Annotated in this window: 26 protein-coding genes and 2 tRNA genes; 6 read left to right on the top strand and 22 right to left on the bottom strand. The window is 67.9% G+C overall.

Features of this window, described 5'->3' with window-relative positions; all coding sequences use genetic code 11:
- Position 1 precedes the first annotated feature (1 nt).
- The 7 genes from pgaA to AC5P6X_RS09395 form a co-directional block, all read right to left on the bottom strand.
- Positions 2 to 2,029, bottom strand: coding sequence for a poly-beta-1,6 N-acetyl-D-glucosamine export porin PgaA (gene pgaA, locus AC5P6X_RS09365; protein WP_108270381.1), 2,028 nt, complete (start codon positions 2,027 to 2,029; stop codon positions 2 to 4).
- 332 nt (positions 2,030 to 2,361) lie between these two features.
- Positions 2,362 to 3,567 (bottom strand): CynX/NimT family MFS transporter, encoded by a 1,206-nt coding sequence (locus AC5P6X_RS09370; RefSeq protein WP_005413997.1) that lies wholly within the window; start codon positions 3,565 to 3,567, stop codon positions 2,362 to 2,364.
- A 222-nt stretch (positions 3,568 to 3,789) separates the two neighbouring features.
- Positions 3,790 to 3,866: transfer RNA gene (locus tag AC5P6X_RS09375), tRNA-Pro, on the bottom strand.
- A gap of 140 nt (positions 3,867 to 4,006) precedes the next feature.
- A tRNA-Pro gene (locus tag AC5P6X_RS09380) sits at positions 4,007 to 4,083 on the bottom strand.
- A gap of 55 nt (positions 4,084 to 4,138) precedes the next feature.
- A complete protein-coding gene (gene cydX / locus AC5P6X_RS09385) occupies positions 4,139 to 4,255 on the bottom strand; it encodes a cytochrome bd-I oxidase subunit CydX (RefSeq protein ID WP_005410354.1) in 117 nt (38 codons plus the stop codon).
- Between the two features lie 58 nt (positions 4,256 to 4,313).
- Positions 4,314 to 5,465, bottom strand: a complete 1,152-nt coding sequence (gene cydB / locus AC5P6X_RS09390) for a cytochrome d ubiquinol oxidase subunit II (RefSeq protein ID WP_005410353.1) — start codon at positions 5,463 to 5,465, stop codon at positions 4,314 to 4,316.
- Between the two features lie 15 nt (positions 5,466 to 5,480).
- Positions 5,481 to 7,070, bottom strand: coding sequence for a cytochrome ubiquinol oxidase subunit I (locus AC5P6X_RS09395; protein ID WP_005410352.1), 1,590 nt, complete (start codon positions 7,068 to 7,070; stop codon positions 5,481 to 5,483).
- Positions 7,071 to 7,298: 228 nt separating this feature from the next.
- On the opposite strand from AC5P6X_RS09395, the gene cydD reads away from it, so the two are divergent.
- Both cydD and cydC read left to right on the top strand, forming a co-directional pair.
- A complete protein-coding gene (gene cydD, locus AC5P6X_RS09400; protein WP_108270380.1) occupies positions 7,299 to 9,044 on the top strand; it encodes a thiol reductant ABC exporter subunit CydD in 1,746 nt (581 codons plus the stop codon).
- Positions 9,041 to 10,714 carry a thiol reductant ABC exporter subunit CydC gene (gene cydC, locus AC5P6X_RS09405; protein ID WP_099606082.1) on the top strand — a complete coding sequence of 558 codons (1,674 nt, stop codon included), beginning with the start codon at positions 9,041 to 9,043 and terminating at the stop codon, positions 10,712 to 10,714. Before cydD ends, cydC begins: the two co-directional genes overlap by 4 nt.
- A 92-nt stretch (positions 10,715 to 10,806) precedes the next feature.
- On the opposite strand, the gene AC5P6X_RS09410 is transcribed toward cydC, so the two are convergent.
- From AC5P6X_RS09410 to ccmA, 11 genes are all read right to left on the bottom strand, one after another.
- Positions 10,807 to 11,151, bottom strand: coding sequence for a DUF1294 domain-containing protein (locus tag AC5P6X_RS09410; protein ID WP_099606083.1), 345 nt, complete (start codon positions 11,149 to 11,151; stop codon positions 10,807 to 10,809).
- Complete coding sequence (gene metX / locus AC5P6X_RS09415) at positions 11,151 to 12,263, bottom strand: homoserine O-acetyltransferase MetX (RefSeq protein WP_099606084.1); 1,113 nt, start codon at positions 12,261 to 12,263, stop codon at positions 11,151 to 11,153. The genes AC5P6X_RS09410 and metX overlap by 1 nt, the downstream gene beginning before the upstream one ends.
- 149 nt (positions 12,264 to 12,412) lie before the next feature.
- Positions 12,413 to 13,402 carry a tetratricopeptide repeat protein gene (locus AC5P6X_RS09420; RefSeq protein ID WP_099606085.1) on the bottom strand — a complete coding sequence of 330 codons (990 nt, stop codon included), beginning with the start codon at positions 13,400 to 13,402 and terminating at the stop codon, positions 12,413 to 12,415.
- Positions 13,396 to 13,845 (bottom strand): cytochrome c-type biogenesis protein, encoded by a 450-nt coding sequence (locus tag AC5P6X_RS09425; RefSeq protein WP_099606086.1) that lies wholly within the window; start codon positions 13,843 to 13,845, stop codon positions 13,396 to 13,398. The genes AC5P6X_RS09420 and AC5P6X_RS09425 overlap by 7 nt, the downstream gene beginning before the upstream one ends.
- A gap of 4 nt (positions 13,846 to 13,849) precedes the next feature.
- Complete coding sequence (locus AC5P6X_RS09430) at positions 13,850 to 14,467, bottom strand: DsbE family thiol:disulfide interchange protein (RefSeq protein ID WP_005410345.1); 618 nt, start codon at positions 14,465 to 14,467, stop codon at positions 13,850 to 13,852.
- A gap of 8 nt (positions 14,468 to 14,475) precedes the next feature.
- A complete protein-coding gene (locus AC5P6X_RS09435) occupies positions 14,476 to 16,395 on the bottom strand; it encodes a heme lyase CcmF/NrfE family subunit (RefSeq protein ID WP_099606087.1) in 1,920 nt (639 codons plus the stop codon).
- Positions 16,396 to 16,857, bottom strand: a complete 462-nt coding sequence (gene ccmE / locus AC5P6X_RS09440; protein ID WP_005413989.1) for a cytochrome c maturation protein CcmE — start codon at positions 16,855 to 16,857, stop codon at positions 16,396 to 16,398.
- Positions 16,854 to 17,042: a heme exporter protein CcmD gene (gene ccmD, locus AC5P6X_RS09445; protein WP_005413988.1), complete on the bottom strand. Its 189-nt coding sequence runs from the start codon at positions 17,040 to 17,042 to the stop codon at positions 16,854 to 16,856. The genes ccmE and ccmD overlap by 4 nt, the downstream gene beginning before the upstream one ends.
- Positions 17,039 to 17,809 (bottom strand): heme ABC transporter permease CcmC, encoded by a 771-nt coding sequence (ccmC, locus tag AC5P6X_RS09450; RefSeq protein WP_099606088.1) that lies wholly within the window; start codon positions 17,807 to 17,809, stop codon positions 17,039 to 17,041. Before ccmC ends, ccmD begins: the two co-directional genes overlap by 4 nt.
- Positions 17,810 to 17,852: 43 nt before the next feature.
- Entirely contained in the window at positions 17,853 to 18,548 is a 696-nt protein-coding gene (gene ccmB / locus AC5P6X_RS09455) for a heme exporter protein CcmB (protein WP_005410340.1), read from the bottom strand.
- The gene (gene ccmA, locus AC5P6X_RS09460) at positions 18,545 to 19,408 is read right to left on the bottom strand and encodes a heme ABC exporter ATP-binding protein CcmA (RefSeq protein WP_407073027.1); all 864 of its coding nucleotides are present in this window, start codon (positions 19,406 to 19,408) and stop codon (positions 18,545 to 18,547) included. The genes ccmB and ccmA overlap by 4 nt, the downstream gene beginning before the upstream one ends.
- Between ccmA and AC5P6X_RS09465 the strand changes: the two genes are divergently transcribed.
- From AC5P6X_RS09465 to AC5P6X_RS09475, 3 genes are all read left to right on the top strand, one after another.
- On the top strand, positions 19,362 to 20,510 hold the full coding sequence (locus AC5P6X_RS09465; protein ID WP_005410338.1) for a pyridoxal phosphate-dependent aminotransferase: 1,149 nt from the start codon (positions 19,362 to 19,364) through the stop codon (positions 20,508 to 20,510). The two genes, ccmA and AC5P6X_RS09465, sit on opposite strands and share 47 nt — an antisense overlap.
- A 13-nt stretch (positions 20,511 to 20,523) precedes the next feature.
- Positions 20,524 to 21,330: an amidohydrolase gene (locus AC5P6X_RS09470; RefSeq protein WP_099606089.1), complete on the top strand. Its 807-nt coding sequence runs from the start codon at positions 20,524 to 20,526 to the stop codon at positions 21,328 to 21,330.
- Positions 21,331 to 21,433: 103 nt separating this feature from the next.
- Positions 21,434 to 21,868, top strand: coding sequence for a hypothetical protein (locus AC5P6X_RS09475; RefSeq protein WP_005410336.1), 435 nt, complete (start codon positions 21,434 to 21,436; stop codon positions 21,866 to 21,868).
- Here AC5P6X_RS09475 and AC5P6X_RS09480 read toward each other — a convergent pair.
- Positions 21,855 to 22,148 (bottom strand): hypothetical protein, encoded by a 294-nt coding sequence (locus AC5P6X_RS09480; protein WP_005413984.1) that lies wholly within the window; start codon positions 22,146 to 22,148, stop codon positions 21,855 to 21,857. The genes AC5P6X_RS09475 and AC5P6X_RS09480 overlap by 14 nt on opposite strands.
- A gap of 95 nt (positions 22,149 to 22,243) precedes the next feature.
- A complete protein-coding gene (locus AC5P6X_RS09485; protein WP_099606090.1) occupies positions 22,244 to 23,371 on the bottom strand; it encodes an MFS transporter in 1,128 nt (375 codons plus the stop codon).
- Between the two features lie 90 nt (positions 23,372 to 23,461).
- Between AC5P6X_RS09485 and AC5P6X_RS09490 the strand changes: the two genes are divergently transcribed.
- Positions 23,462 to 24,250, top strand: coding sequence for an AraC family transcriptional regulator (locus AC5P6X_RS09490; RefSeq protein WP_005410333.1), 789 nt, complete (start codon positions 23,462 to 23,464; stop codon positions 24,248 to 24,250).
- A gap of 116 nt (positions 24,251 to 24,366) precedes the next feature.
- Here AC5P6X_RS09490 and AC5P6X_RS09495 read toward each other — a convergent pair whose 3' ends face one another.
- A complete protein-coding gene (locus AC5P6X_RS09495) occupies positions 24,367 to 25,995 on the bottom strand; it encodes a pseudouridine synthase (RefSeq protein ID WP_005413982.1) in 1,629 nt (542 codons plus the stop codon).
- A complete protein-coding gene (gene scpB / locus AC5P6X_RS09500) occupies positions 25,988 to 26,863 on the bottom strand; it encodes an SMC-Scp complex subunit ScpB (protein WP_005410331.1) in 876 nt (291 codons plus the stop codon). Before scpB ends, AC5P6X_RS09495 begins: the two co-directional genes overlap by 8 nt.
- Between the last annotated feature and the right edge of the window lie 2 nt (positions 26,864 to 26,865).

Here is a 26,865-nt window from a genome sequence, read left to right on the forward strand (position 1 = left end):
GTCACTCTCCCCAGCGCAGTGCGGCTTCGAAGCCGATATGACGCTCGCGGTGGCCGTCGTAGACCGGCCGCGACCAGCGCACGCCGTACTCGAACACGCGGCCCTGGCCCAGCTGCCATTCGTGCATGTAGGACACCGAAGGGACCAGCGCGCTGCCGAAGCCGTCCTGCCAGTAGTCACCCAGCGAGACCGTCAGGCGGTGCCGGAAGTGGCGCTCGTAGTGGCGCCACAGCTGCTGGTCGATGCGCAGCCCGATCTCGACCATGCGGTCGCGCTTCGGGTTGAAGTAGGGCGCGTCGTCGCGGCTGCCCCGGCTGGTGTAGGCACTGGCCAGGCCGTCGATCAACCAGCGCGGGCGGGTCAGCAGGCGCTGTTCGATGCTGGTGCTGAACAGCTCGCGGTGGTTGCCGTCGTCATAGCGGAAGCGGCTGGCGCCGAACATCCAGTGGGTCAGCTCGCTGCGCCGGTAGTCGACCTGCGCGCTCACGCTGTCAGCGGTGATGCCCGCCACGCGCGCCTGCATCGAGGCTTCCGGGTCATTGCGTGCGGCCACCAGCCCGGCATGCCAGTAATCGTTGAACTGCCAACCCACGCCGATGCGCAGGCCGGTATCGCCAATGTGGTCGTTGGCGCGCAGTACCGCCGCTTCCGCATCCAGCTGGCCAAAGCGGTAGCGTACGCCCGCGCCCAGCCACAGCGGGTCGATGCGCTGGTCCTGGAAGTCGACCGAGCGCCTGTCGGCGAAGGCGAACAACCGCCAGCGGTCGTCGAGCACCGGTGTCTGCACTTCCATGCCGTAGTGACGGTCGTTGTTGCCCAGCGGCGAGGTGCCGCCACCGCCGGAGCTGCGACCAATGTCGGTCCATGCCTTCAGCTGCCAACCGCGATGCGCGCGCCAGGCCTGGTCCATGCGTTCGACGGCGGGTTGGGTCGGGTAGCGTGCGACAAGATCGTCGTGCAGTGGCCTTGCCAGGTCATCGCGCTGCAGGGCGACGTAGGCCTCCTCCATGCCCAGCCGCGGCTCGACGTCGCGAGGGTCCAGCGCATGTGCCATCTGCTGGCGCTGCAGTGCCATGCGTGGCCATCCGCGCATCATGTACACGCTGCCCAGCGCGCTCTGCAGGCCGCCGTTGCCCGGTGCGATGTCGACCATCGATTCCAGGTCGTGCTGTGCGGTGCGCAGGTCGCCGCTGTAGGCGCGTACCATCGCCAGATTCAGGTCGGCCTCGTAACGTGACCAGTTCGCGTACGGTGACTTGCCGTTGCTCCAGCGCCACGCCGGCTCCTTGTCACGCCAGGCCTGCAGCAGGTCGATCGCCTTTTCCTGCTGCTCGCTCTCAAGGTAGGCATAGGCCAGTTCCGAATGCGAGGCATCGCGTGTCGGGTCGCCGGCCACTGCCGCCTGCAGCACCGGTATGGCTTCTTCCGGATGCAGGGTGCCCATCAGCGAATCGCCGACCGCAGGCAGCACATAGTCGGGCAGGGCATGGCCTTCGGCCTGCAGTGCGCGGGCTTCCTCGCGCACCTGCGCATGGCGGCCCAGCCGGTTGAGCAGGATCAGCCGGTCCATGCGGACGCGAAGCGGCGCCTGCGCGGGCGGGGTGCCCTCGCTGCCCAGGTAGCGCTGCATGCGCGCCAGGGTCGATTCGGCTTCTTCCAGGCGGCTGTCTTCGCTGCTGCTGTAGGCCAGGCTCCAGACCACAAGCTTGGCCAGGTAGTCGCCTTCGATGCGTTGCTTCTGTGCAGCGTCGAACAGTTGCGGGCGCTGCTGGTACAGCTCCCAGGCGCGCCAGGCGTTGCCGATGTCGCCCAGGGTCAGTACGCGCAGCTTGAACAGCAGGTCGTCGTTGGGTTGCTCTTGGCTGGCGCGCTCGATCGCGCCGAGGGCATCCAGCCAGCGGGCCTGGTCGCGGTAGCGGCCGATCTCGGCCAGGGCCGCCTCGCGGTCAGGCGGGGCAGCGCTGCTGGCCCAGGCCAGGGCGGTACAGGCAAGGCCGACGCAGAGCGCCAGCCGGCGGTGGACAACCATTGGGGACCCCCTTGGCTTCCGAACCAGACAACCTAAGAAATGTGACGCACATCACATGCCAGCTTTTGGCGTGGCCGTGGCCCGCGTCACTCCCTTCGTGCATTCCCGTCCAGCAAGGACGGATACAAACCCGGACAGCGACCTGCAATGTCTTGTCTGAAACGAGAGTCCCCCGCACACCGAATGGCGGCCTGGGCGGCGCTGCCGCCCCCATGCCCGATGCCGGCACGCGGCAAGGATGGGCATTCGTGGGCACTATCCGCCCGGAATTGTCAGCCCGGTGTCAAAATGCGCAGACGGGCTGACGAGCGGTAGGTAGGGCCGGTTGCGGCTTACCAGAGGTCTTCCAGCTTGCGCGGCTTGCAGGCCACCCAGGAGGCGCACAGCATCAGGGTGGCGCAGCCGAACAGGAAGCTGAACGGGAGCGTCCAGCCGTTGCTGACCGTATGCAGCCAGCCGACCAGGAACGGCCCCAGACAGCTGAAGCTGTAACCCACGCCCTGCATGAAGCCGGACAGTGCCGCCGAGCCGGTGGGGGTGCGCGTGCGCAGGTTGATCAGGGTCAGCGCCAGCGGGAAGGTGGATGGACCGACGCCGAGCAGGCACGCCCACAGCAGGGGGGCCTTCATCGGTGCCAGCAGCAGGCCGGTGAAGGCGATCACGAACGAGAAGAAGCCGATCAGCACCAGCGGGAACGGGTTCTGCATGCGAACTGCCATGGATGGAATGACCAGCGACGGCAGCAGCCCGAGCGCCGAGAACACCGCCACCATCACGCCACCAAAGGCCGGTGTGCCGCCGGCCTCGACCACGATGCGTGGCAGCCAGGTGAACATCGAATAGGTCATCAGCGAAGTCATGCCGAACATCAGCGTCATGCTCCAGCCCAGTGAGGTGCGCCAGACTTTCCCATGCGGCTGTGCGGCCGGGTCGGTGGCATCTGCCTGCGGCTTCGGTGCGCGCCTGGCCAGAACCAGCCACGGCAGTGCGGCAGCCAGTGCCAGCAGTGCCCACATGCCCAGCGACACGCGCCAGCCAGCGGCGTTGGCCATCGGTACCGCGAGCAATGCGGGCAGCATGGTGCCCAGCTGCAGCACGCTGATGTAGAGCGTGCTCATGGTGCCGACCTTGTTGGCGAAGTAGCGCTTTACCAGCGGCGGCACCACCACGTTGCCGATGCCCATGCCGGCCAGTGCCAGCACCGAACCGAGCAGCAGCGTGCCGACGTTGCCGGCACTGGAGCGCAGCAGCAGGCCGGCCATCGCCATCACCATCGCCAGCAGCGTGGTGCGCTCCAGGCCCAGGCGCCGCGCCAGCGCCGGCGTGGCCACACCGAACAGCGCGAACGAGGCGGTCGGCAGCATGCCCAGCACGCCGGTCATGGTGGTGCCGAAGCCGAACTGCTGGCCGAGTACGTCGAGCAGCGGGGTGATCGAGGTGACCGCCGTGCGCAGGTTGACCGCTGCCAGCAGGATCGCGGCAAACGCGAGGACACGACCGTGCAGCAGCGACGGCGAATCGGAAGTGGAGGAACTCATCGGTGGTCCTTGCAGGTGTCGCATGCCGCGGAAATGGCATGCAGCGCCGGCATCGGTCTACGCCGAAGCGGCAGGTGGAGGTGGGGGCTGCTGGCGGGCCGGCAGCGCGGCCATTGTACGTGCGGGCTCCGGCAAGGTCCCGTCATGCGGGCGGCCAGGTGCCTGATACAAAAAAACCCGGAGGACAGTGATGTCTTCCAGGCTTCTTGGTGACCACCGAAGTGGTCGGGGAGACAGGATTCGAACCTGCGACCTCTACGTCCCGAACGTAGCGCTCTACCAGACTGAGCTACACCCCGAAGGGAGCCGCCTATTCTAGCGATTCACCCCGATGGCGGCAAGGGGTGAATGCTGTTTTCTTCACACTGCCGAAGCAGTGCCACTTCAGGGAACAAAAAAGCCTGGACGACTTCACCAGGCTTCAATGCGACCACCGAAGTGGTCGGGGAGACAGGATTCGAACCTGCGACCTCTACGTCCCGAACGTAGCGCTCTACCAGACTGAGCTACACCCCGAAGGAGCCGCCTAAGATACCGTGTGAAGGCCAAGGCGGCAAGGCTTTTTTACAGCTCAGCGACGATTTTCCTTCTCGATGCGGTTCTGCTCGCGGGCTTCGAACCACATGCCGTTGAGGATGGCCACCGTCGAGGCGAGGCCGGCACCGAGAATCCAGGCGAAATACCACATGATCAGTCTCCTTCATTCCGGGTAGGTGCCGACCGTTGGTCGGCACACGTGCAAGCAATCAATACGCGTTCGGGTTGTTGCCCATCTCTTCGGTGGTGGTCTTGCCCTTCAGCACGCGGTACACCCAGGTGGTGTAGGCGAGGATGATCGGCAGGAACACCGCCGTGGCCAGCAGCATGATCCACAGGGTCAGGTGGCTGGACGAGGCGTCCCACACGGTCAGGCTGGAGGTGGGCTGGCTCGAGGACGGCAGCAGGAACGGGAAGATCGCAAAGCCGACGGTCAGGATGATGCCGGCGATGGCGGCCCCGGAGGCGATGAAGGCCAAGCCGCCGCGACGGGCCCGCAGCAGTACCGCACTGGCCAGCAGTCCGGCCAGGCCCAGCAGCGGCGCCAGGATCGTGGCCGGCATGGCGCTGTAGTTGCGCATCCAGCCACCGGCGGCGCCGAGTTCGGCGGTCTTCAGCAGCGGATTGGTGGCGCCGTCGGTGACCACCTGCGAGGTGATCTGGTAACCCGGCAGGCCGAAGGCCACCCAGGCACCGCCCACCGCGAACAGCACGAAGGCGATGATCGCGGCGATGCTGCCGAAACGGGCCGCACGTTCGGCCACCGGGCCGTCGGTCTTCAGCACCAGCATGGCGGCACCGTGGGCGACCAGCATCGACACGCTGAGCAGGCCGGCCAGCAGCGCGAAGGGCATCAGCAGGCCGAAGAACGAGCCGGTGTAGAAGATGCGCATGCTGTCATCGAAGTGGAACGGCACGCCCAGCACCACGTTGCCCACCGCCACGCCCATGATCAGCGCCGGGATGAAGCCACCGATGAACAGCGCCCAGTCCCAGGTGTTGCGCCAGCGCTCGCTGGGCATCTTGCTGCGGAACTTGAAGCCGACCGGTCGCAGGATCAGCGCGAACAGGATCACGAACATCGCCAGGTAGAACCCGGAGAAGCTGACCGCGTAGAGCGGCGGCCATGCGGCGAAGATCGCGCCGCCGCCCAGGATCAGCCACACCTGGTTGCCTTCCCATACCGGACCGATGGTATTGATCACCAGCCGGCGCTCAGCGTCGTTGCGGGCGACGAAGGGCAGCAGGGTGCCCACGCCCAGGTCGAAACCATCCATCACGGCGAAACCGATCAGCAGGATGCCGAGCAGCAGCCACCAGATCACGCGCAGCGTGGTGTAGTCCAGAAGAATGAAATCCATCTTGGTTCTCCTGCCTCAGGCCTGGCCGGCGGCCGGCGCCGAGGCATTGTGGGAAGCATGCGGCTGGGGCGACTGCAGTGACGGCAGCACCTCGTCCGGACCCTTGCGGATCGCCTTGAGCATCAGCTTGATCTCGACCACGATCAGCGCGGTGTAGATGGCAGTGAAGCCGGCCAGGGTCAGCACGATTTCATGCAGGGCCAGCCCCGATGCTGCATAGAAGGTCGGCAGCACGCCATCGACCGCCCACGGCTGGCGACCATACTCGGCCACGAACCAGCCGCACTCGATCGCGATCCACGGTGCCGGCAGCGTCCACAGGGCCAGCTTGAGGAACCAGCGCTTGTCCTGGAAATTGTTGCGGCAGGAGTAGTAGAAGGCCAGGGCGAAGAAAGCGATGAGGTAGAAGCCGAGGCCGGCCATCACGCGGAAGGTCCAGAACAACGGCATCACGCGAGGCACCGTGTCCATCGCCGCCTGCGAGATTTCCTGCGGGGTGGCGTTGAGGATGTCATCGCGATAGCGCTTGAGCAGCAGGCCGTGGCCCAGGTCCTGCCAGTGACGGTCGAACATCTCGCGCGCTTCAACGTCGTTCTTGTTGGCGCGCAGGCGTTCCAATGCACCGTAGGCCAGCTGGCCGCCACGCACGCGGTGTTCGGCGCGCTCGACCAGTTCCAGGATGCCGGGAATCGGCTGGTTCAACGAGCGGGTGGCGATCAGGCCCATCAGGTAGGGGATCTTCACCGCGTAGTCGTTCTGGTGGGTCTCCTGGTTGGGGATGCCGAAGGCGGTGAAGTCGGCCGGTGCACGCTCGGTCTCCCACATCGCTTCGATCGCGGCCAGCTTCATCTTCTGGTGTTCGCTGGCGGCGTAACCGCTCTCGTCACCCAGCACGACCACCGACAGCGATGACAGCAGGCCGAACGCCGCGGCCACCGCAAACGAACGGCGGGCCAGGTCCTTGTGCTTGTTGCGCAGCAGGAACAACGCGCTGATCGCCATCACGAACACCGCACCGGTCACGTAGCCGGCGCTGACGGTGTGCACGAACTTGGCCTGCGCCACCGGGTTGAACACCACCGCCATGAAGTCGACCACTTCCATGCGCATGGTTTCCGGGTTGAACACCGCACCGGTCGGGTTCTGCATCCAGCCATTGGCCACCAGGATCCAGATCGCCGACAGGTTGGTCCCCAGCGCCATCAGCCAGGTCACCATCAGGTGCTTGACCTTGCTCAGGCGGTTCCAGCCGAAGAAGAACAGGCCGACGAAGGTGGCTTCCAGGAAGAACGCCATCAGGCCTTCGATCGCCAGTGGCGCACCGAAGATGTCACCCACGTAGTGGCTGTAGTAGGACCAGTTCATGCCGAACTGGAATTCCATGACGATGCCGGTGGCAACGCCCATGGCGAAGTTGATGCCGAACAGGACGCCCCAGAACAGGGTCATCCTGCGCCAGATCTCCTTGCCGGTCATCACATACACGCTCTCCATGATGGCCACCATGAAGGACAGGCCGAGGGTGAGCGGTACGAATAGGAAGTGGTACATCGCGGTCAGCGCGAATTGCAGCCGCGACAGTTCTACGACTGTCTGATCAATCATGGCCTGGCTACCTCGTTGGATAGTGCCGTTGCAGGTGGCGGGAAGGGTGGTCTACGACGTGAATGATGTGACCGACTACTTCAAACAGCCTTGATCCAGATCAATGTATGAACAGGTGCCCCGGTTGATCGTATGCCAACCTGATGAAGACTGCGACCGCCGGCCGCAGGGGCGGGCTATTGCCTGCGCCTACAATGCCGTGTCTCCCCCGTTGCCCGTGAAGACCTCTTGAGCGCTGCCGAAACGACCCCTGACGGCCTGTCCCCGGAAGCTGAAACCGCCCGCCAGCGGCGTGTGCGCACGGCCTGGCTGGCCGACCTGGCACGCTCCGCCCGGGGCCGCCAGCGCCTGGCCGCGCTGTGCATCAGCCTGTCCGGCGCACTGTTGATCGGCCAGGCTGCCGCCATCGCCTGGCTGGTGCAGCAGGTGCTGGTGGAGCGCGTGCCGCTGGCCTCTGGCCTGCCGGTGCTGGCGGGATTGGCGGTGATCCTGGTGCTGCGCACCCTGCTGGGCAGCGCCACCCAGGCCGCCGCCGGTGACGTGGCCGACGCCGCGCGCCTGGCATTGCGCGAACGCGTGTTCGCACGCCTGCTGGGCCACGGCCCACTGTGGCTGCGGCAGCGCCGCACCGGCGAACTGGGCGAACTGATGCTGCATCACGGTGATGCGATCGAGAGCTATTACAGCGGCTTCCTGCCGGTGCGCACTGAAGTGGTGGTGGTGCCGCTGCTGATCCTGGCCGCGGTGGCCTGGGTGGACTGGGTGGTGGCGCTGATCCTGCTGTTCACCGCGCCACTGGTGCCGTTTTTCATGATGCTGGTGGGCTGGGGCGCCGAAGCGGCCGGCCGTGCGCAGCTGGGTGAGCTGGCACGCATGAGCGGCCATTTCGCCGACCGCATCAAGGGCCTGGGCCTGCTACGCCTCTATGGCCGCGGTGACGCCGAGCTGGAGGGTATCGAGGCTGCCGCTGAAGGCGTGCGCGTGCGCACGCTGAAGGTGCTGCGGATTGCCTTCCTGTCGTCCACGGTGCTGGAATTCTTCGCCTCGGTGAGCGTGGCGATGGTGGCGCTGTACCTGGGCCTGAGCTATCTGGGCATGATGTCGCTGCATGCAGCGGTGCCGACGCTGGGTGCGGGGCTGTTCTGCCTGCTGCTGGCACCGGAATTCTATGCGCCGCTGCGACGGCTGGCCGCGCACTACCATGATCGCGCCAATGCACTGGCCGCCGCCGCCGAAGTGGAGCGCCTGCTGCAGTCGCTGCCCGATGAGCAGGGCCTGGTCGAGAACGAGGTTGCACCGCTGGCGGTGGAGCCGGCCGAGGCCGCGTTGCCGCCGCTGCAGGCACAAGGGCTGGTGCTGCGCCCGCTGGGCGCGCCGCAGGATGTGCTGCGGGATCTGGACCTGCGGCTGGAGCCGGGCCAGCGCCTGGCCCTGGTTGGTCCCAGCGGTTCCGGTAAAAGCACCCTGCTGGAAGCGCTGGCCGGCTGGCTGCCGCCGCGCGCCGGCAAGCTGCAGCTGCGTCCCGGTGTGCAGGTGGCCTATGCCAGCCAGCGCCCCTACCTGTTCCACGGCAGCATCGCCGACAACCTGCGGCTGGCCGATCCGGGTGCCAGCGATGCGCGTCTTCGTGCGGTGGCCGAGGCCGCGCAGGTGCTGCAGTTCGCACAGCGCCTGCCACAGGGCCTGGACACGGTGATCGGCGAACGTGGCTTCGGCCTGTCCGGCGGCGAAGCCCGTCGTATCGGCCTGGCCCGGTTGTTGCTGCGCGACCCGCAGGTCCTGTTGCTGGACGAACCCACCGCGTTTCTCGACGCCGATACCGAGGCCGCACTGCTGCGCAGCCTGGCTGCCTATGCGCGGGGCCGCAGTGTGGTGGTCGCCACCCACAGCCCGGCGGTGATCGCCTGGGCCGACCGCTGCCTGCTGCTGCCGGAAGGGCGCCTGGTCGAACCGGCACAGGCGGTGGGCGCATGAGCCGTTCGCCTGATTCGCTGCGCGCGGTGTTCCTGCGCCATCGGCCGCGCCTGCTGCTGACCGTGCTGCTGCTGTGGACCACCATGCTGGCCGGCACCGCATTGCTTGGCCTGTCCGGTGGCTTCCTCACCGCCGCCGCGTTGGCTGGCGCGGCCGGCCTCGGCCAAGGCTTCAACTTCTTCTCACCGTCCGCGGGTATACGCGGGCTGACGATGGCGCGCATCGTGTCGCGCTATTTCGAGAAGCTGGTCGGCCACGACGCCACGCTGCGCATCGCCCGCGACCTGCGCGTGTGGTTCTTCCGCCGCGCGTTGCCGCTGGCACCCGCACGATTGGGGGCTACGCGCACCGGCGACCTTCTGGCGCGCCTGCTCGGCGACATCGGTGAAGTGGACGGCCTGCTGGTGCGTGCGATCGGGCCGCTGGTGGCGTTGGGCGGATTGTCGCTGGTCGCGATCGTTTCGGCGGCACTGATCCTGCCGTCGGCTGCGGTGCTGCTGGCGGTGCTGGCGCTGCTGATCGCCTTCGGCGTGCCGTGGCTGGGCGTGCGTGGCCATGACGACGAAGAGGCCGACCGTGCCGCGCATCGTGCCGCATTGCGCACCGCGGCCTTTGAAGGGTTGGAAGGTGCGGGTGACCTGGCCGCGCTGCATGCCGATGCAGCGTGGCAGCTGAAGGTGCGCGTGGCAGCCAAGCAGCTGGCCTCGCGTGACCGCCGTCGCCGCTGGCGCCTGATCGCGGCCTCGACCCTGCACGGCCTGGTGGCGGGGCTGGGCCTGGTGGCGATGCTGGCGTTGGCCCTGCACGCGGCCGAGCAGCAGCGCATCGCACCGGAAATGGCCGCAGGTTTGGTGTTCCTCACCGTGGCGTTGGTCGAGCTGTGGGCCGGCATGGGCCTGGCCTGGCAGTCGCTGCAGTCCGGGCGCATTGCCGCCGATCGCCTGCAGGCGATCGTCGAGCAAGCGCCGACGGTGGACGATCCGCAGGCGCCACAGGTGGTGCCGCCGGCTGCGCGCGTGCATTGGGATGACGTGCATTTCCAGTGGCCAGGCGGCGCGCGGCCGGTGCTGTCCGGCCTGCAGCTGACCCTGGCGCCAGGCGAACGCATCGCGATTCGCGGCGACAGCGGCAGTGGCAAGACCACGCTGTCGAGCCTGCTGCTGCGGTTGTGGGATCCGCAGCAGGGACGGCTGACCTACGGTGGCCGCGACCTGCGTGATTTCGCCCAGGCCGACTGGCACCGGCAGCTGGCGTGGCTGCCGCAGAACGCGCCGGTGTTTGCCGGCAGCGTGGCCGAGAACCTGCGGTTGGGTGATCCCGATGCCAGCGACGCCGCCTTGTGGGCGGTGCTGCGCCGCGTGCGCCTGGGCGAATGGGCCGAGCGCAACGGCGGCCTGCAGGCCTGGGTGGGCGAGAACGGCGCGACGATGTCGGCCGGGCAGGCGCGGCGGTTGGCGTTGGCCCGTGCACTGCTGCGCAATGCGCCGATCCTGCTGCTGGACGAACCGACCGAAGGCCTCGACGTGGATACCGCACGTGCGTTGCTGCAGGACCTTTCCGGTTTGCTGGACGGGCGCAGCCTGTTGATGATCACCCACGACGACCTGCCCGAAGGCGTGGTCGATGCGCAGTACCGGTTGCGCGACGGGGCTCTGGTCCGCGAAGCGTGAACCGGTAGTGCCGGCCGCTGGCCGGCAACCTCATGGCGCTTGATGCGGACACGGAATTGCCGGCCAGCGGCCGGCACTACCGATTGCGAGGGTTACCGCGAGAACTCGCGCAGCATCACCGCGATCGAGGCCACGTTGGCCAGCACGCACAACCAGAACACCCACTGGAATGCGGCCTTGCGGTGCTTGTGTCGGAACAGCGCCTGGCCCAGCAGCGCGCCCGGCCAGCCACCGGCAAAGGCCAGCAGTTGCAGGGGGCGTTCGGGAATGCGCCATTGCTTTCGCTGCGCCGCGCGCTTGTCCTGGCCGTACAGCGCGAACGAAACCGCGCTGGCCAGCATGCACCAGCCACCCAGCCACAGCGGCAGCACACCGCTGACCATCAGCGCGATCAACGCGCCGAACGCGGCGAGCGCCAGGTTGCGCCGCCAAGCCACTACAGCGCGTCGAGGAAGCCGCGCACGGCGGGGCCGAAACGATCGAAGTCGACCAGGAAGGCGTCGTGACCCTGCGGTGACTCCAATCCGATGAAATGGGCGTCACCGCCTCCGGCACGCAGGCCATCGGCGACCTGCTGCTGCTGCTGCACCGGGAACAGGATGTCGGTGTTGGCGCCGATGGCCAGCGCCTTCTCCACCCGGATCTTCGCCAGCCCGGCCAGCACATCGCCATCGGCGTACTCGGCCAGGTCGAACCAGTCCATCGAGCGGCTCAGGTACAGATAGCAGTTGGGGTCGAAGAAACGCACGAAGCGCCGTGCGTGGCCTTCCAGGTAGCTTTCCACCTGGAATTCGAGGCCGAACGGATCGTCGTCGGTCTGGTCCGAATCCAGCCGCACGCGGCCAAAGCGGCCATCCCATTCCAGTGCCGAACGGTAGGTGATCACGCCCAGCTTGCGCGCCATGCGCATGCCGGACTCGGGATACGCGTCGTCGTCGTAGTGGCCACCATTCCAGCGTGGATCAAGGCGGATCGCTTCGCGCTGCAGCGAGCGGATCGCGATGGAAAACGGCAGCGCCTGCGCGCTGCCGGAAATGTTGACGTGGCTGCGCGCAATGCCCGGGTGCAGCATCAGCACGGCCAACGCGGTCATGCCGCCCATCGAATTGCCGACCACGCAGGCCAGCTGTTCGATGCCCAGGGCGCGCACGACTTCGATCGCGGCGCGCGCGCCGTCTTCGATCGACAGCTCGGGGAAGTCGAGACGATACGGTTGGCCGGTGGCCGGGTTGAGCGAGGCCGGACCGGTCGAGCCCTTGCAGCTGCCCAGCGAGTTCACGCAGACCACGAACCAGCGGTCGGTATCGATCGCCTTGCCGGGTCCGACCATGCCTTCCCACCAGCCCGTTGCCGGGTTGGCGTCGTTGGCTGCCGCATGTGCATCCGGCGAGAGGCCGGTCACGATCAGGATCGCGTTGCTGGCGTCGGCCGCCAGTGTTCCCCAGGTCTCATAGGCGACGCGCGCGCCGTGCAGGGCGCCGCCGCGCTTGAACGGGAAGGGCGAGGGCAGGGCGTGGAAGCGGGTGCCGGGCGGGATGAATTCGGTCATGCAGGCATTCTAGCGGGGGCCGCATGTGGAGCTGGCGACACGCTGGTTTCCATCGGCGATGCAGGTAGTGCCGGCCGCTGGCCGGCAACCTCGCAGGCGCATCACGATTCATGAGGTTGCCGGCCAGCGGCCGGCACTACCGCGGCGCGTTACGGGAAGCGCAGCTCCACAACACCGTCGTGGGGCAGGCTCACCTTCACCGGTACGCTCTGCAGGTCATCCTCGCTGCGGTTGGCGCTGCCGGTGCGCGAGATGCGTGCCAGCACTTCCACTTCGCGATGGGCCGACAGCGGTGCGGTTGGCATCGGGCTGTCAGCGTCACCCAGCCCGACCGTGGCCGGGAATCCGGCCAAGGGCAGCTTGCGTGCGGCCACCGGCATCGGCGGTCCACCCACGGCGCGGGCCAGCACGAATACCTGGGTGCTGGCCGGCCACTCGGTGCCCTTCAACGCAGGCAACTGCACGCGCACCTGCAACAGCGCCGGTGGCGCCGCAACGGCTGCATCGGACGGTTGACCGGCGGCTTCACGGGCGATGGCGATCTGTGCCTGCAGCGCCTGCGCGGCGCCGGGCTCAAGCCGTGGCAGCAGGCCGCTCCACACATCTGCGGCCTCGGCATTCTTTCCGCGCTGGCGCAGGGCGATACCCAGCAGCCAGCTGGCACGCTCGGCATCGGGCGCCAGCGCACGCGCCTGCTGCAGCCAGGCCATCGCGGTGTCATCGAACTGCTTGCCGGCATCGGCCTGCGCACGTGCCTGCGCCGCTTCCACCAGCACGGCGGGGTCTTCCGGGGCGAGAGTGGCGGCCCGCGCGAACGCGTCCGCCGCGGCTGCGGCATTGCCCAGTTCGGCTTGCGACCGGCCCAGCAGCGCCCAGCCATCGGCCCGCTGTGGGTCACGCTTCAGTGCATCCTGCAGGGCCTGCACGCCATCGCGCAGGGTGGCTACCGAAGGCGTCGGTTGTATCTGTGCTGCACGTGGATCACCGACCAGCAGGTACAGGCAGGCACCGGCCACGCCCAGTGCGAATACGCCGACCACGAAACCGCGGCGGCCAGAGTGGCGCAGCGGCCACAGCACCAGCACTGCCATCAACGCAGCAACCAGACCGGCCAGCACCGGCAGCCAATGGCTCACCATCCGTCTCCTTCATCGGCCTTGCCGGCCGCTGCGGCGCCAACCGTGCGGCCACGGCGGCGGACGATGCCGAGCACCACCAGAGCACCCGCACCGAGCATCAGCAGGGGGCCGCCCCAGAGCAGCCAGGTGCCCGGCTGCAACGGTGGCTGATAGAGCACGAACTCACCGTAGCGCGCGACCAGGAACTGCTTGATCTGCGCGTCGTCGTGGCCCTGCTGCATCAGCTGCAGCACCTCGCGGCGCAGGTCCTGCGCGATCTGCGCGTTGGAATCGGCCAGCGACTGGTTCTGGCACTGCACGCAGCGCAGCTGCGCGGCCAGGTCGTGGAAGCGGCGTTCTTCGGCGCCATCGCGGAACTGCAGCGGCTGCGGATCATGCAGCGGCTGCTGTGCCAGCGCGGCCAGCGGCGGCATCAAGAGCAGCAGCGCCAGCAGCCAGCGCATGGGCTCAGGGCGCCGTGTGCAGCGTGCTGCCGGCATTGCCCTGGGCCTTCTCGATCTTCTCCAGCGCCGGGATCAGCTTCTCGTCGACCACGCGCTGGGTCATCGCACCGCTGTACTTCCAGCGCACGATGCCGCTGCCGTCGACAAGGAAGGTTTCCGGTGCGGCGGTCACGCCCCAGTCGATCGCGGTGCGGCCTTCCACGTCGCTGAGCACGACCATGAACGGGTTGCCCAGCTGTTCCAGCCAATGCAGGGCATCGGTCGGTTCATCCTTCCAGTTGTAGCCGATCACGCGCACGCGCTTGCTCTCGGCGAAACGGGTCAGCACCGGGTGTTCCTCGCGGCAGGCCGCGCACCAGCTGCCCCACACGTTCAACAGGTACGGCGCGCCACGCAGTTCGTCGCTGTGCACGATCATTTCCGGGTCGTGCAGCACCGGCAGCGCGAACGCTGGCGCCGGCTTGTCGATCAGCGCCGATGGCAGCACGTCGCGCTGCGGATCACCCGATTTCATAACCCCGTAGATCATCAGCCCGAGCAGGCCGAAGAAGAACAGCACGCCGATCACGATGGCTACCGGCGGCAGCGGGCGGGAGGGGCGCGGGGCGGGGGACTCGGACATGGAAACTCCTACGGACGACGGAAACGGCGGTCGGCGGCGGTGATGAATCCGCCCAGGGCCATCAGCAGCGCGCCCAGCCAGATCCAGCGCACGAACGGCTTGATGTGCACCCGTACCGCCCATGCATTGTTGCCCAGCGGCTCGCCCAATGCTACGTAGACATCGCCGTCGAAGCGTGCATCGATGCCGGCCTCGGTCATCACCTGGCCGCCGCTGGCGTACTGGCGCTTCTCCGGGTGCAGCAGGGCCAGTTCGCGGCCTTCGCGGAACACCCGCAGGTGACCGCGGTCGGCGATGAAATTGGGGCCTTCGCGATGGTCCACGCCCTCGAAGCGCACTTCGTAGCGACCGACCACCAGCTGCTGGCCCGGGGCCAGCGCCACTTCGCGCTGCACGTTCAAGGCTTCCACCAGCAGCGCGCCGGCCAGGAACACGGCGATGCCGGCGTGGGCAACGATCATGCCGAGCATTTCGGCGGTGAAGCGGCCGTTGCCGCGCAGTCGCTGCCAGACGAAGCGTGCGGTACCGAGTGCGACCCAGGCCGCAGCGGCCACGCCGATGCCGGCCTTCCAGCCGTTCTGCGGCGCCTGCCACCAGGCCAGCGCGCCCAGCAGCAGCGCCAGGCCCAGCCACGGTGCCAGCAGCGCGAAGGCGCGCGAGGGCTGGTCACGCTGCCATTTCACCAGCGGGCCGAACGGCAGCAGCAGGATCATTGGCGCCATCAGCAGCAGGAACAGGCTGCCGAAGTAGGGCGGGCCGACCGAGATCTTGCCCAGCGACAGCGCATCGGCCAGCAACGGATACAGCGTGCCGAGCAGCACCATCGCGCAGGCCGTGGCCAGCAGCAGGTTGTTGGCCAGCAGCAGGGTCTCGCGCGAGGTGGCAGTGAAGCCACGGCGCGGGTCGTCGGCGTCCACGCTCAGCTGGCTGGCGCGCAGCGCGTACAGCAGCAGGCTGCCACCGACCAGCACCGACAGGAACACCAGGATGAACAGGCCACGCGAGGGATCGGCGGCGAACGAATGCACGCTGGTCAGCACACCGGAGCGGACCAGGAAGGTGCCCAGCAGCGACAGCGCGAAGGCGGCGATCGCCAGCAGCAGGGTCCAGCTGCCGAAGGTGCCGCGCTTCTCAGTGACGGCCTGCGAATGGATCAGTGCCGCACCGACCAGCCATGGCATGAAGCTGGCGTTCTCCACCGGGTCCCAGAACCACCAGCCACCCCAGCCCAGCTCGTAGTAGGCCCACCAGCTGCCCAGCGCGATGCCCAGGGTCAGGAAGCCCCACGCGACGTTCGTCCACGGCCGCGTCCAGCGCAGCCAGCGCGCATCCACGCGACCTTCCAGCAGCGCCGCCACCGCGAATGCGAACGGAACGGCGAAACCCACGTAACCGATGTACAGCATCGGTGGATGGATGATCAGCCCCGGGTCCTGCAGCAGTGGGTTGAGATCGCGCCCTTCCAGCGGCGCCGGGTTCAGGCGCAGGAACGGGTTGGAAGTGAAGATCAGGAAGGCGAGGAAGCCGACGCTGACGATGCCCATCACCGCCAGTACGCGCGCCTGCACCGGTGCCGGCAGGTGCCGGGAGAACAGCGCCACCGCGCCGGTCCACAATGCCAGCACCAGCGCCCACATCAGCAGTGAGCCTTCATGCGCGCCCCAGACCGCCGAATAGCGGTAGATCATCGGCAGCAGCGAATTGGAGTTCTCGGCCACGTAGCGCACTGAGAAATCCTGCTGCACGAACGCGGCGGTCAGCACCGCGAACGCGCCGGCGAGCAGCAGCAGCTGCGCGAACGCGGCTGGCCGTGCCACCGCCATCCATGCCGTGTTGTTGCGATGTGCGCCGACCAGCGGCAGGCCGGCCTGCAGCAGCGAGGCCAGCAATGCGCACATCAGCAGGATCTGACCCAGTTCGGGCAGCACTCAGCGCACCTCGGGGGCCGTCACCGGCACATCGTGCTTGCGGTGGGCATCGCCCATCTTGTCGGCCACTTCCTTCGGCACGTACTTCTCATCGTGCTTGGCCAGCACTTCGTCGGCGACGAAGGTGCCGCCCTGCAGGCGGCCGCTGGCGACCACCGCCGTGCCTTCGGCGAACATGTCCGGCAGGATCCGCGAGGTGGTCACTGCCAGCTGCGCGTCGCCGTCGGTCACTTCGAAACGTGCTTCCAGCGAGCCGACCGGCCGATTGAAAGAGCCCTTCACCACCATGCCGCCCAAGCGGAAGCGCGACTGCGCATCGACATCACCGCGCAGCACTTCCGAAGGCGTGTACAGGTAGGCGATGTTGCGCTCCAGTGCCATCGCCACCAGCGCAGTGGCCAGGCCGGAGGCGAGCAGGGCCAGCAGCACCCATGCCAAGCGGCGACGCTGTACCGGGGTCATCGTTCCAGCTCCGTCGACAGCGGCACAGCTGCGTCCTGCCTGCCGGCGCGGGTCTGCTGCCGCTGCTGGCGGGCCAGTGCCAGCCGGCGTGCCACGCGCAGGCGCAGCCACGAACCGATGGCGTCGGCGCCGAGCACCAGCACGAACACGGCGTAGGCGCCGATCACATAGGGAAGGTGGGTCATGGCTGGGCCTCCCGGACCGGGCGTTCGGCACCGACGCGTCCACCGACCCAGGCCTTGCCGGCCTCGCGGTCGAGATTGTCGGCGCGCGCCTTGGCCAGCACCGAACCGGCGAACCAGAACTTGGTGCCGATCACCATCCACCACAGCGGCGCGATCATCGCGCTGCTGATCGCCGATTCACCGAACACGTTGATCGACTGGCGCTGATGCAGGCCGCCCCACCAGTCCACCGAATAGCGGATCACCGGCAGCAGGCTGACGCCGACGATGGCCAGCAGTCCCGCCGCACGTGCGGCGCTGCGGCGGTCCTCGATGGCGTGGTAGAGGCCGATCACGCCCAGGTACAGGAACAGCAGCACCAGCTCGCTGGTCATGCGCGGGTCCCAGTCCCACCAGGTGCCCCAGGTACCCTTGCCCCAGATGCTGCCGGTCAGCAGGGTGATCAGGGTGAAACCGGCGCCCATCGGCGCGCAGGCCATGGCCAGGATCTCGCAGACCTTGATCCGCCAGATCAGCGCGATGGCGGCATACAGCGCCATCAGCGCGAATACGAACAGGCTCATCCAGGCACTGGGCACGTGGATGTAAAGGATGCGGAAGCTGTCCAGCTGCTTGGCTTCCGGCGGCACCACCAGCAGCGCCTGCCACATGCCGACCAGCAGCGCCGGCATCGCCGCGAGGTAGAACACCCGCGACCAGCGGGCAGCGAAACGGTCGAACGTGGGAGGCGAACCGAGTTGGTGGAACCAGCGGACAATCGGATTCATGCGTGGCGGCTATCCAGCAGGGGTGGATTGGCTCTCAGCTCGGTCAACTCAGAGAAATACGTATTGCAGCGGCAGTGGCCAGCGGAGCCAGCACCAGCGCGAGCAGCAGGCCAGCGCCCAGCATCAGCAGCGCACCGACCGGATCCTGCCCGCGTCCGGCTGCCGCCAGGCTGCCGGCGCCGAACACAAGCACCGGCACGTACAGCGGCAGCGACAGCAGCGCCACGAGAATACCAGAGCGTCGGATGCCAACGGTCAGTGCGGCGACCACGCCACCGATCAGGCTCAGCAACGGCGTTCCCAGCAGCAACGATGCCAGCAACATCGGCAGCTGGTCATGCGGCAGATGCAGCATTTCGGCCAACAGCGGGCTGACCACGATCAGCGGCAGCGCAGTGGTCGCCCAGTGCAGGAGCACGCGCACCAGCACCAGCCAGGCCAGCGGCACCGGCGCCAGCAGCCACTGTTCCAGCGAGCCATCTTCAGCGTCGGAACGGAACAGTGAATCCAGCGACAGCTGGCCCGCCAGCAGCACAGCAAGCCACAGCACCGCGCCGGCGGTGGCGGCCAGCAGCTGTGGTTCGCGGCCTTGGGCCAGCGCGAACAGCACCACTACCAGCACCGCGAACAGCAGGGGTTGCAGCGCATCGCCGCGGCGGCGCCAGAGCAGGCGCAGGTCGCGCTTGAGCAGGGCGCCTGCGGTCTGCCACAGGCCTGGCTCGGTACCCGGCGCGATCATGCGGCACCGCCGAGGTCGAGCTGGCGGGTACGCACCGGCGGTGCGGCATAGGCGCCATGGGTGGTGACCAGCGCAGCGCCGCCGGCACGCAGGTGCGCCGAGATCATGCGGTTGACCAGGGTGATGCCCTCCAGGTCGAGGTTGGCATAGGGCTCGTCCAGCAGCCACAGCGGCGCCGGCGACAGCCAGATGCGTGCCAGTGCCAGCCGCCGCTTCTGCCCGGCGGACAGATGCCGAACGAGAGTGTCCTCATAACCGGCCAGGCCCACGATGGCCAGCGCGTTGCCGGGCATCTGCCGCGCACGCCGTCCATGCAGGCCGCACAGGAAGTGCAGGTTCTCCAGCGTGTCCAGGTCTGGCTTCAGGGCCGGCAGATGGCTGAGGTAGGCCACGTAGCGTGCACGTTCGGCATTGCTCGCCGGCTTGCCGTCGATCCGCACCTGGCCGGCGCCGGGCCGGGCCAGGCCGGCCAGCACGCGCAGCAGGGTGGTCTTGCCGGCGCCATTGCCGCCCTGCACCAGCAGGGCTTCGCCGGCGTCCACATGGAAGTCCAGCGGGCCGAACACCGGCTCGTCATTGCGGGAGAAGCTCAGGCCGCTGGCGGCCAGCAATGCAGGGGTGTTCAAGGGGCAGGGGTCTTCATGCCGGAGTGCGATGGCAATTGTAGCGGTGAATGCCGATGGTAGTGCCGGCCGCTGGCCGGCAGATGCGACCCGGCGTCGCAGATCGTCCCAGGGGGGCCGGCCAGCGGCCGGCACTACCGACGCGCGGATTGCGTAAACTCGCAGGCCTGTTCCCCCACAGCCCAGGCCGATGCAACCGAACACCAAGCTGCCCAAGGTCGGTACCACGATCTTCACCGTGATGTCCCAGCTCGCCGCCGAACACGGCGCAGTCAACCTGGGCCAGGGTTTTCCGGACTTTTCGGCGCCGCAGCGCCTGATCGACGAGACCGCCAGGGCGATGGCCGCCGGGCTGAACCAGTACCCGCCGATGACCGGCGTGGCGCCGCTGCGCCAGGCCATCGCGCAGAAGGCGCTGGACTGCTACGGCGCGCAGGTCGATGCGGACAGCGAGATCACCGTCACCAGTGGCGGTACCGAGGCCATCTTCAACGCCATCCACGCCGTGGTGCGTGCCGGCGAGGAAGTGATCGTGCTCGACCCGGCGTATGACTGCTATGAACCGGCGATCGACCTGGCCGGTGCCAAGGCCGTGCATGTGTCGCTGGATCCGCAGACCTTCGCGGTCGACTGGGACCGCGTGCGTGCGGCGATCACCCCGCGCACCCGCATGCTGATCGTCAACACCCCGCACAACCCGTCCGGCGCGATGCTGTCGGCGCAGGACATGCAGGCACTGGCCGAGCTGCTGCGTGGCACGCAGATCTACCTGATCTCAGATGAGGTGTACGAACACATCATCTACGACGGCCGCCGCCATGAATCGGCGCTGCGCTACCCGGAACTGCGCGAGCGCGCGTTCGTGATCTCCAGCTTCGGCAAGACCTATCACTGCACCGGCTGGAAGATCGGCTATGCGATCGCACCACCGGCACTGACCGCCGAGTTCCGCAAGGTGCACCAGTACAACACCTTCACCAGCTTCGGCCCGGCGCAGTACGGCTTCGCCGCGATGATCCGCGACGAACCCGAACACCACCTGGAGCTGGGCGCGTTCTACCAGGCCAAGCGCGACCGTTTCCGCGAGCAGCTGGCCGGCACTCGCCTGAAGGCGCTGCCGGTCCCCGGCGGCTACTTCCAGCTGGTCGACTACTCGGCCATCAGCGACCTGCCGGACCATGAGTTCGTGAAGTGGCTGACCATCGAGAAGGGCGTGACCGCGATCCCGCTGTCGCCGTTCTACGAAAACCCGCCGGCCGGCCAGCGCCTGGTGCGCCTGTGCTTTGCCAAGAATGAAGCAACGATGGACGCGGCGATCGAACGCCTGCGCCTGCTCTGAGCGAGGCTTGAACATGCAGGACCTGCGCATTTCCCTCGTCCAGGGCGACACCCGCTGGCACGATCCGGCCGGCAACCGCGCCTACTACGGCGCGCTGCTCGCACCGCTGGCCGGCACCACCGACCTGGTGATCCTGCCGGAGACCTTCACCAGTGGTTTCTCCAACGACGCCATTGCCCAGGCCGAAGGCATGGACGGCCAGACCGTGGCCTGGGTGCGCGAACAAGCCAGGACCTTGAACGCGGCGTTGATCGGCAGCGTGCAGCTGCGCGACGGCGAGGGCGTCTACAACCGCCTGCTGTTCGCCACGCCCGATGGCGACCTGCAGTACTACGACAAGCGCCACCTGTTCCGTTACGGCGGCGAGCACGAGCGCTATGCCGCCGGTCGCGACCGCCTGAGCGTGGAATGGAAGGGCTGGCGGATCAATCCGCAGGTCTGCTACGACCTGCGTTTCCCGGTGTTCTGCCGCAACCGCTACAACGTGGAGCGTCCGCAGCAGCTGGATTTCGACCTGCAGATCTTCGTCGCCAACTGGCCGTCGGCACGCGCCTATGCGTGGAAGACGCTGCTGCGTGCACGTGCGATTGAAAACCTGTGCTTCGTGGCAGCGGTGAACCGCGTCGGTGTCGATGGCAACCAGCTGCACTACGCAGGCGACAGCGCGGTGCTGGATTTCCTCGGCCAGCCGCAGGTGGAGATCCGCGAACGCGAACAGGTGGTCACCACCACCATCTCGGCCGAGGCGCTGGCCGCACACCGCGCGCGTTTCCCGGCGATGCTCGATGCCGATGCCTTCCACCTGGACGAACAGGCCTGAGCACCGGCCTGAACACTGCTGCACCAGCGCGTGCGCCTGCATCCAACGTGCACGCGCGCGCTGCTAGATTCGCCGGCAGTCCGACCGAACTGGAAGTCCTGCCATGAACAAGCCCTTCGCCCTGCTGCTTGCCCTGTCTGCCGCATCGCTGGCCCCGGCCGCGCACGCCGCTGGCAACCTCGACTGCGAGCTGCGCTACAACCTCTCTGGCTGGTCGCTGATCTACAAGACTGCATCCGGCAATGGCACGGTCACCTGCAGCAATGGCGCCAGCATGCCGGTGCGCATCCAGATGAAGGGCGGCGGCCTGACCGTGGGCAAGTCGAAGATCACCAACGGACGTGGCAGCTTCACCGGCGCAGTCAGCGTCAACGAGCTGCTGGGTACTTACGCCTCGGTCGGCGCGCATGCCGGTGCGGTGAAGTCCAGCAACGCGCAGGTGATGACCAAGGGCGACATCTCGCTGGCCCTGTCCGGTACCGGCAAGGGCTGGGATCTGGGCGTGGACGGCACCGCGTTCACCCTCAGCCGGCGCTGAGGCGCGACGGCGCGGCAGTTCCCCAGCTGATGCGGATGTAGTGCTGTTCGGAATCGCTCAACAACCGTTCGACACCGAAACCATTCTTCAGCAGCTGTGCGACCACATCTTCGACGAGCTGCTCGCTGGCCATCACCTGGCTGAAGCCGAACACGATGTAGCGGCGGCCATTTTCCGAGCCGATCTGGATGGCGTTGTCGAGATCGCGGTAGAACAGTTCGATCGGGCGCTTGGCGGCATCGACGTTGGCGCGGGCCTGTTCGGCGGTGATGGTGATCATGGGCATCTGCCTTGTGTGGGAGCGCGCGCACGATAGCCGGGGAATCAAAGCCGTTCCCGGAAGGCCAGCACAGTGCGCTGCTTTTGCAGCAATTCCTAGGCTGCAGCGGGACGCCGCCGTTGCAGCCACAAGGCCAGCAGGCCACACGCGATAACGGTCGGTGCCAGCATCTGTACCGCACCGACCAGCGCCATTGCCGCACCGATCAACAGGTAGTAGAGCAGGCCGAACAGCGCGCCTGCGCTGCCGAGACAGTGTGGATAGCCGCGCAGGGCCTGGCCGAGCACATTGGGAATGGCAAGGCCGAAGCCCGTCACCACCGGCACCATCGCCGCGATCAGGGCAGGGTGATCATGCAGCAGCGCGGCCAGCAGGCCTCCCGTCAGGACCAGTCCTGCAGCGATGCGGATGCGCGTGGTTGCGGCAACGCCTGCACGCAGCAGGCGGCCATTGCCCCACGCGCCCAGTGCCGAGCCCAGTGCCAGCACCGCGCCGCTGGCGCCGAACCAGGTGGCTGGCCAGTCCAGGCGCGCAAACACGAAGGGGCCGAGCACATACCAGCTGTACATTGCCACGTTGAAGGCCATCACCAGCAACGCGTGTGACCAGATCCAGCGATCGCGCAGCAGTTCCCGCAGCAACGGCAGCATGGGCGCGTGCGGGATCTGTGCAGGGCGGCTTTCGCGCAGGCCCGCCAGGCATGCGACTGCCAGCAGGGCAGCGATCAGCAGCAGGCCGGACTGTACGCCGACATAGCCATGGGCGGCGACCAGCAGCGTGCCCAGTGCAAGGCCGATGGCCGGGCTCAGGGCCAGGGCCATGCCGATCCAGGAGAATGCCTGCGCCAACGCGGGTCCCTGCAGGTGGTCGCGTAGTACGGTCTGGGTTACCACCGAGGCCGCCGCCGCACCCAGTGCGGCCAGTGCCTGTGCCAGCAGGACCTGGCCGAAGGTGCTGGCCAGCAGGCCGCCGCAGGCGGCCAGTGCGAACACGGCCAGCCCGCATAGCAGGGCAGGGCGACGACCGATACGATCGGCCAGGCGCCCCCACAGCAGCACGCCTGCAGCGAAGCCGAACAGGTACAGGCTCATGGCCTGGCTGGCGGCACTCGGCGGCAGGGCGAAGCGTTCGGCCAGATCGGCCAGGGCCGGGCTGTACAGGGTCTGTGCCAACTGCGGGAACATCAGCAGTGCAATGGTGAGCAACAACAGGCGGCGCGACATGCGGGCGCTCCAGGAACAGGGCCGCGCATTGTGGTCGCGTCCGCAATGGCGCACTCTGTCTATCCTGTCATCGAATGTATGAAATAAGACATGGCCTGGTTGCAGCCGCACGCGCACTTCGACGCCGATGCCTGGAGCGCTCCGGTGCTGGGGATTGCAGCCTCACTGGCGGATCACGACTCGGGTTGGCACCAGCATGCACGCGCGCAGCTGCTGTATACCCGGCAGGGCTGCACGCGCCTGACCTACGGTGATCGCATCAGCCTGCTGCCGCCCGCGCGCGCCGCGTGGATTCCGGGCGGGCTGCGCCATCGCGCGCAGATGCGCCAGGCGGTCGACTACCGTTCGTTGTACTTCGACGCCACGCTGTCGGCCCAGCTGCCCCGGCAGCCGGCGATCATCGGCGTGGGGTCGCTGCTGCAGGCCTTGCTGGAGCCGATCGCGCAGGCGCCGTTCGACCATGACTGGCAGTCGCCGCGCGCGCACCACCAACTGGCGTTGTGCGTGCTGGAAATCGCTGCTGCACCGGTGGCGCCGATGGACCTGCCTCTGCCTCGTGATCCGCGGATCGCACGGTGCCTCCCGGTGGCCGAACAGCTGCCGCCCGAACTGGGGGAGCTGGCCGCGCGCACGGGCCTGAGCGCGCGTACCGTCGGCCGGTTGATGCAGCGTGATACCGGCATGAGCTACCAGGCCTGGCGCCAGCAATGGCGCCTGATGCGGGCCATGGAGTTGCTGCTGCTGGGCCAACGCGTGGCGCACGTGGCGCAGGACACCGGCTTCTCCGCCGAGAGCCCGTTCATCGCCTTCTTCCGCGGCATGACCGGCACCACACCCGCCGCGTTCCAGCGCCACGCAAAAGGGGACGGAGGGGATTAAGTCGCTTTCGCCCCTTTGACACAGGCCGTGGCAAAAACGACTTAATCCCCTCCGTCCCCTTTTCAACGAAAAACCCCGGCCTGCGCCGGGGTTTTTCATTTCAGGCGTGCCGGTGATCAGCCGCCGCGCGGGCCGCTGCGGCGCGGGCCGCCCGGACCGCGGTTGCCGCCGGGGCCACCCGGGCCACGGTTGCCACCCGGACCGCCGGGGCCGCGATTGCCGCCCGGACCACGGTTGCCACCACCCGGCCCGCGACCGCCCGGACGGGCGCCCTGCGCCGGCTTGGGGCTGCCATACGGGTTGAAGCCCGGCGTGGCGTGGTCGGACGGGAAGCTCGGGGCATTGCCCGGATGGCCATACGGGTGCTTGTTGCCCTGGCCCTGCGAGCGGTTGCCGGCACCGGCCGGACGACCCTGGCCGCCTGCGCCGCCACGGCCTTCACCGCCGAAACCGCCACGGCCCTGTCCGCCACCCGCGCCCGGACCTTTCGGCTTGCCGTACGGACGGCCCTGGCCGCCTGCGCCCGGACCACGGGCACCCGGGCCGCGCGCGCCCGGACCGGCATTGCGATGGCCGCTCGGGCCCGTGCTCACGCCATCCGGCACGTACCAGGTGCGGAACGCGGCCGGGTTGCCTTCCGGCAGCGAACGGTCGTTCTTCTGGGTGCGCTGCTTGAACGGCTTCTGCGACTGCTTGGCTGCTGCTTCACCGCTGACCGTCAGGCCACCCTTGAAACCGCCGCCCTTGCCGCCGCGGCCACGGCCGCGGTCTTCGCGGACGTTGTCGAAGCGACGCAGCTCGCGGCCTTCGTCCGCGGTGTTATGGCCGTTGACGTAGGCATTGCCACGGCCACCTTCGCGCACGCGCACGGTGGTCTTGGCGGCGCGACGCTGGCCGATCACCGGCTGCAGGGTCAGAGCCGACGGCGCGCCTTCTTCCAGCTTCAGCTGCGCACGCAGGGCTTCAACCTGGGCGGTGCCCAGTTCCACCGAATGGCCACGGGCCAGTTCGCGCGGCAGGCTCACCTTGCCGTAGCGGGTGCGCTTCAGGCGGCTGACCTGGCAGCCCTGCGACTCCCACAGACGGCGCACTTCGCGGTTGCGGCCTTCCTTCACCACGACGCGGAACCAGTCGTGCGAGTCGGTGCCGCCGATGCGTTCGATCTCGTCGAACTTGGCCGGGCCGTCTTCCAGTGCCACGCCGCGTGCGAGGCGGTCGACGATGGCGTCGGAGACCTTCTCCTCGCCTTCCGGGGCGCGCACGCGCACCACGTACTCGCGCTCGACCTCGAACGACGGGTGCATCATGGCGTTGGCCAGTTCACCGTCGGTGGTGGCCAGCAGCAGGCCGGTGGTGTTGATGTCCAGGCGGCCGATGGCGATCCAGCGCGCGCCCTTCAGCGGCGGCAGCGATTCGAACACGGTCGGGCGGCCTTCGGGGTCTTCGCGGGTGGTCACTTCGCCTTCCGGCTTGTTGTAGACCAGCACGCGCGACGGTTCGGCCAGGGCGGTGGCGACGAAGCCGCGGCCATCCAGCTCGATCTTGTCGCCGCTCTTGACCGACATGCCGGTCTGCGCGACTTCACCGTTGACCTTGACCAGGCCTTCGGCGATGCGCTGTTCCAGCGCGCGGCGCGAACCCAGGCCGGCCTGGGCCAGCACCTTGTGCAGGCGCTCTTCCAGCTTGAACTGTTCGGAGGTGGCTTCGCGCTTGAGCGAGAGCTTGTTACGGGGGGTGTCACTCATCAGTTTTGCTCCGGCCGACGGTTTCGGGGTCGGCCTCTGGTTCGGAATCGGCTTGGTCAACAGCCACGGTCGTCATCGCGACGGCGTTGTCTTCGCGTTCGTTCAGGGGCACCGCGCGCTCGCCCGGCGCGGAATCGGGGTGCCCATCATCAAGGGGCGAAGGTGCTTGCTCATCGGAAGCCGACGCAGACGCTGCGTCGGCGGAATCGGGGGTGTCGCTGCCGGCCAGGCCGGCGTCATCGTTGGCAGCAGCGCCATCGGCGCCAGCCGAAATGTCCGGACCCTCGGCACTGGCGGCGGCCGGTGCGTCGCGGTCCAGGGCCAGCTGGGGTTCCAGCTCGCCCAGGTCCTTCAGTTCCGACAGCGGCGGCAACTCGTCCAGGCGCTTCAGGCCGAAGTAGTCCAGGAAGCCCTTGGTGGTGCCGAACAGGGCAGGCTTGCCGGGCACGTCGCGGTGGCCGACCACGCGGATCCACTCGCGTTCCTCCAGCGCCTGGATGATGTTGCTGCTGACCGCCACGCCGCGCACCTGCTCGATCTCGCCACGGGTGATCGGCTGCCGATAGGCGATCAGCGCCAGGGTTTCCAGGGTGGCACGGGTATAGCGGGTCTTGCGTTCGGTCCACAGCCGGCTGATCCAGCCATGCACTTCGCCGGTCACCTGGTAGCGGAAGCCGGAGGCGACCTCGACCAGTTCCACGCCACGGCCTTCGCAGGCTTCGCGCAGGCGCTCAAGCGCACGTTCGATGCTGCCCGGCGGTGCCGGCTCCTCTTCCGGGAACAGGTCTTTCAGCTGGGCCAGGGTGAGCGGCTGGCTGGAGGCCAGCAGGGCACCCTCGACAATGCGGTTGATCAGCGTTTGGTCCATCG

The sequence above is a fragment of the Stenotrophomonas sp. YJH_SMC_40 genome (assembly GCF_059368615.1).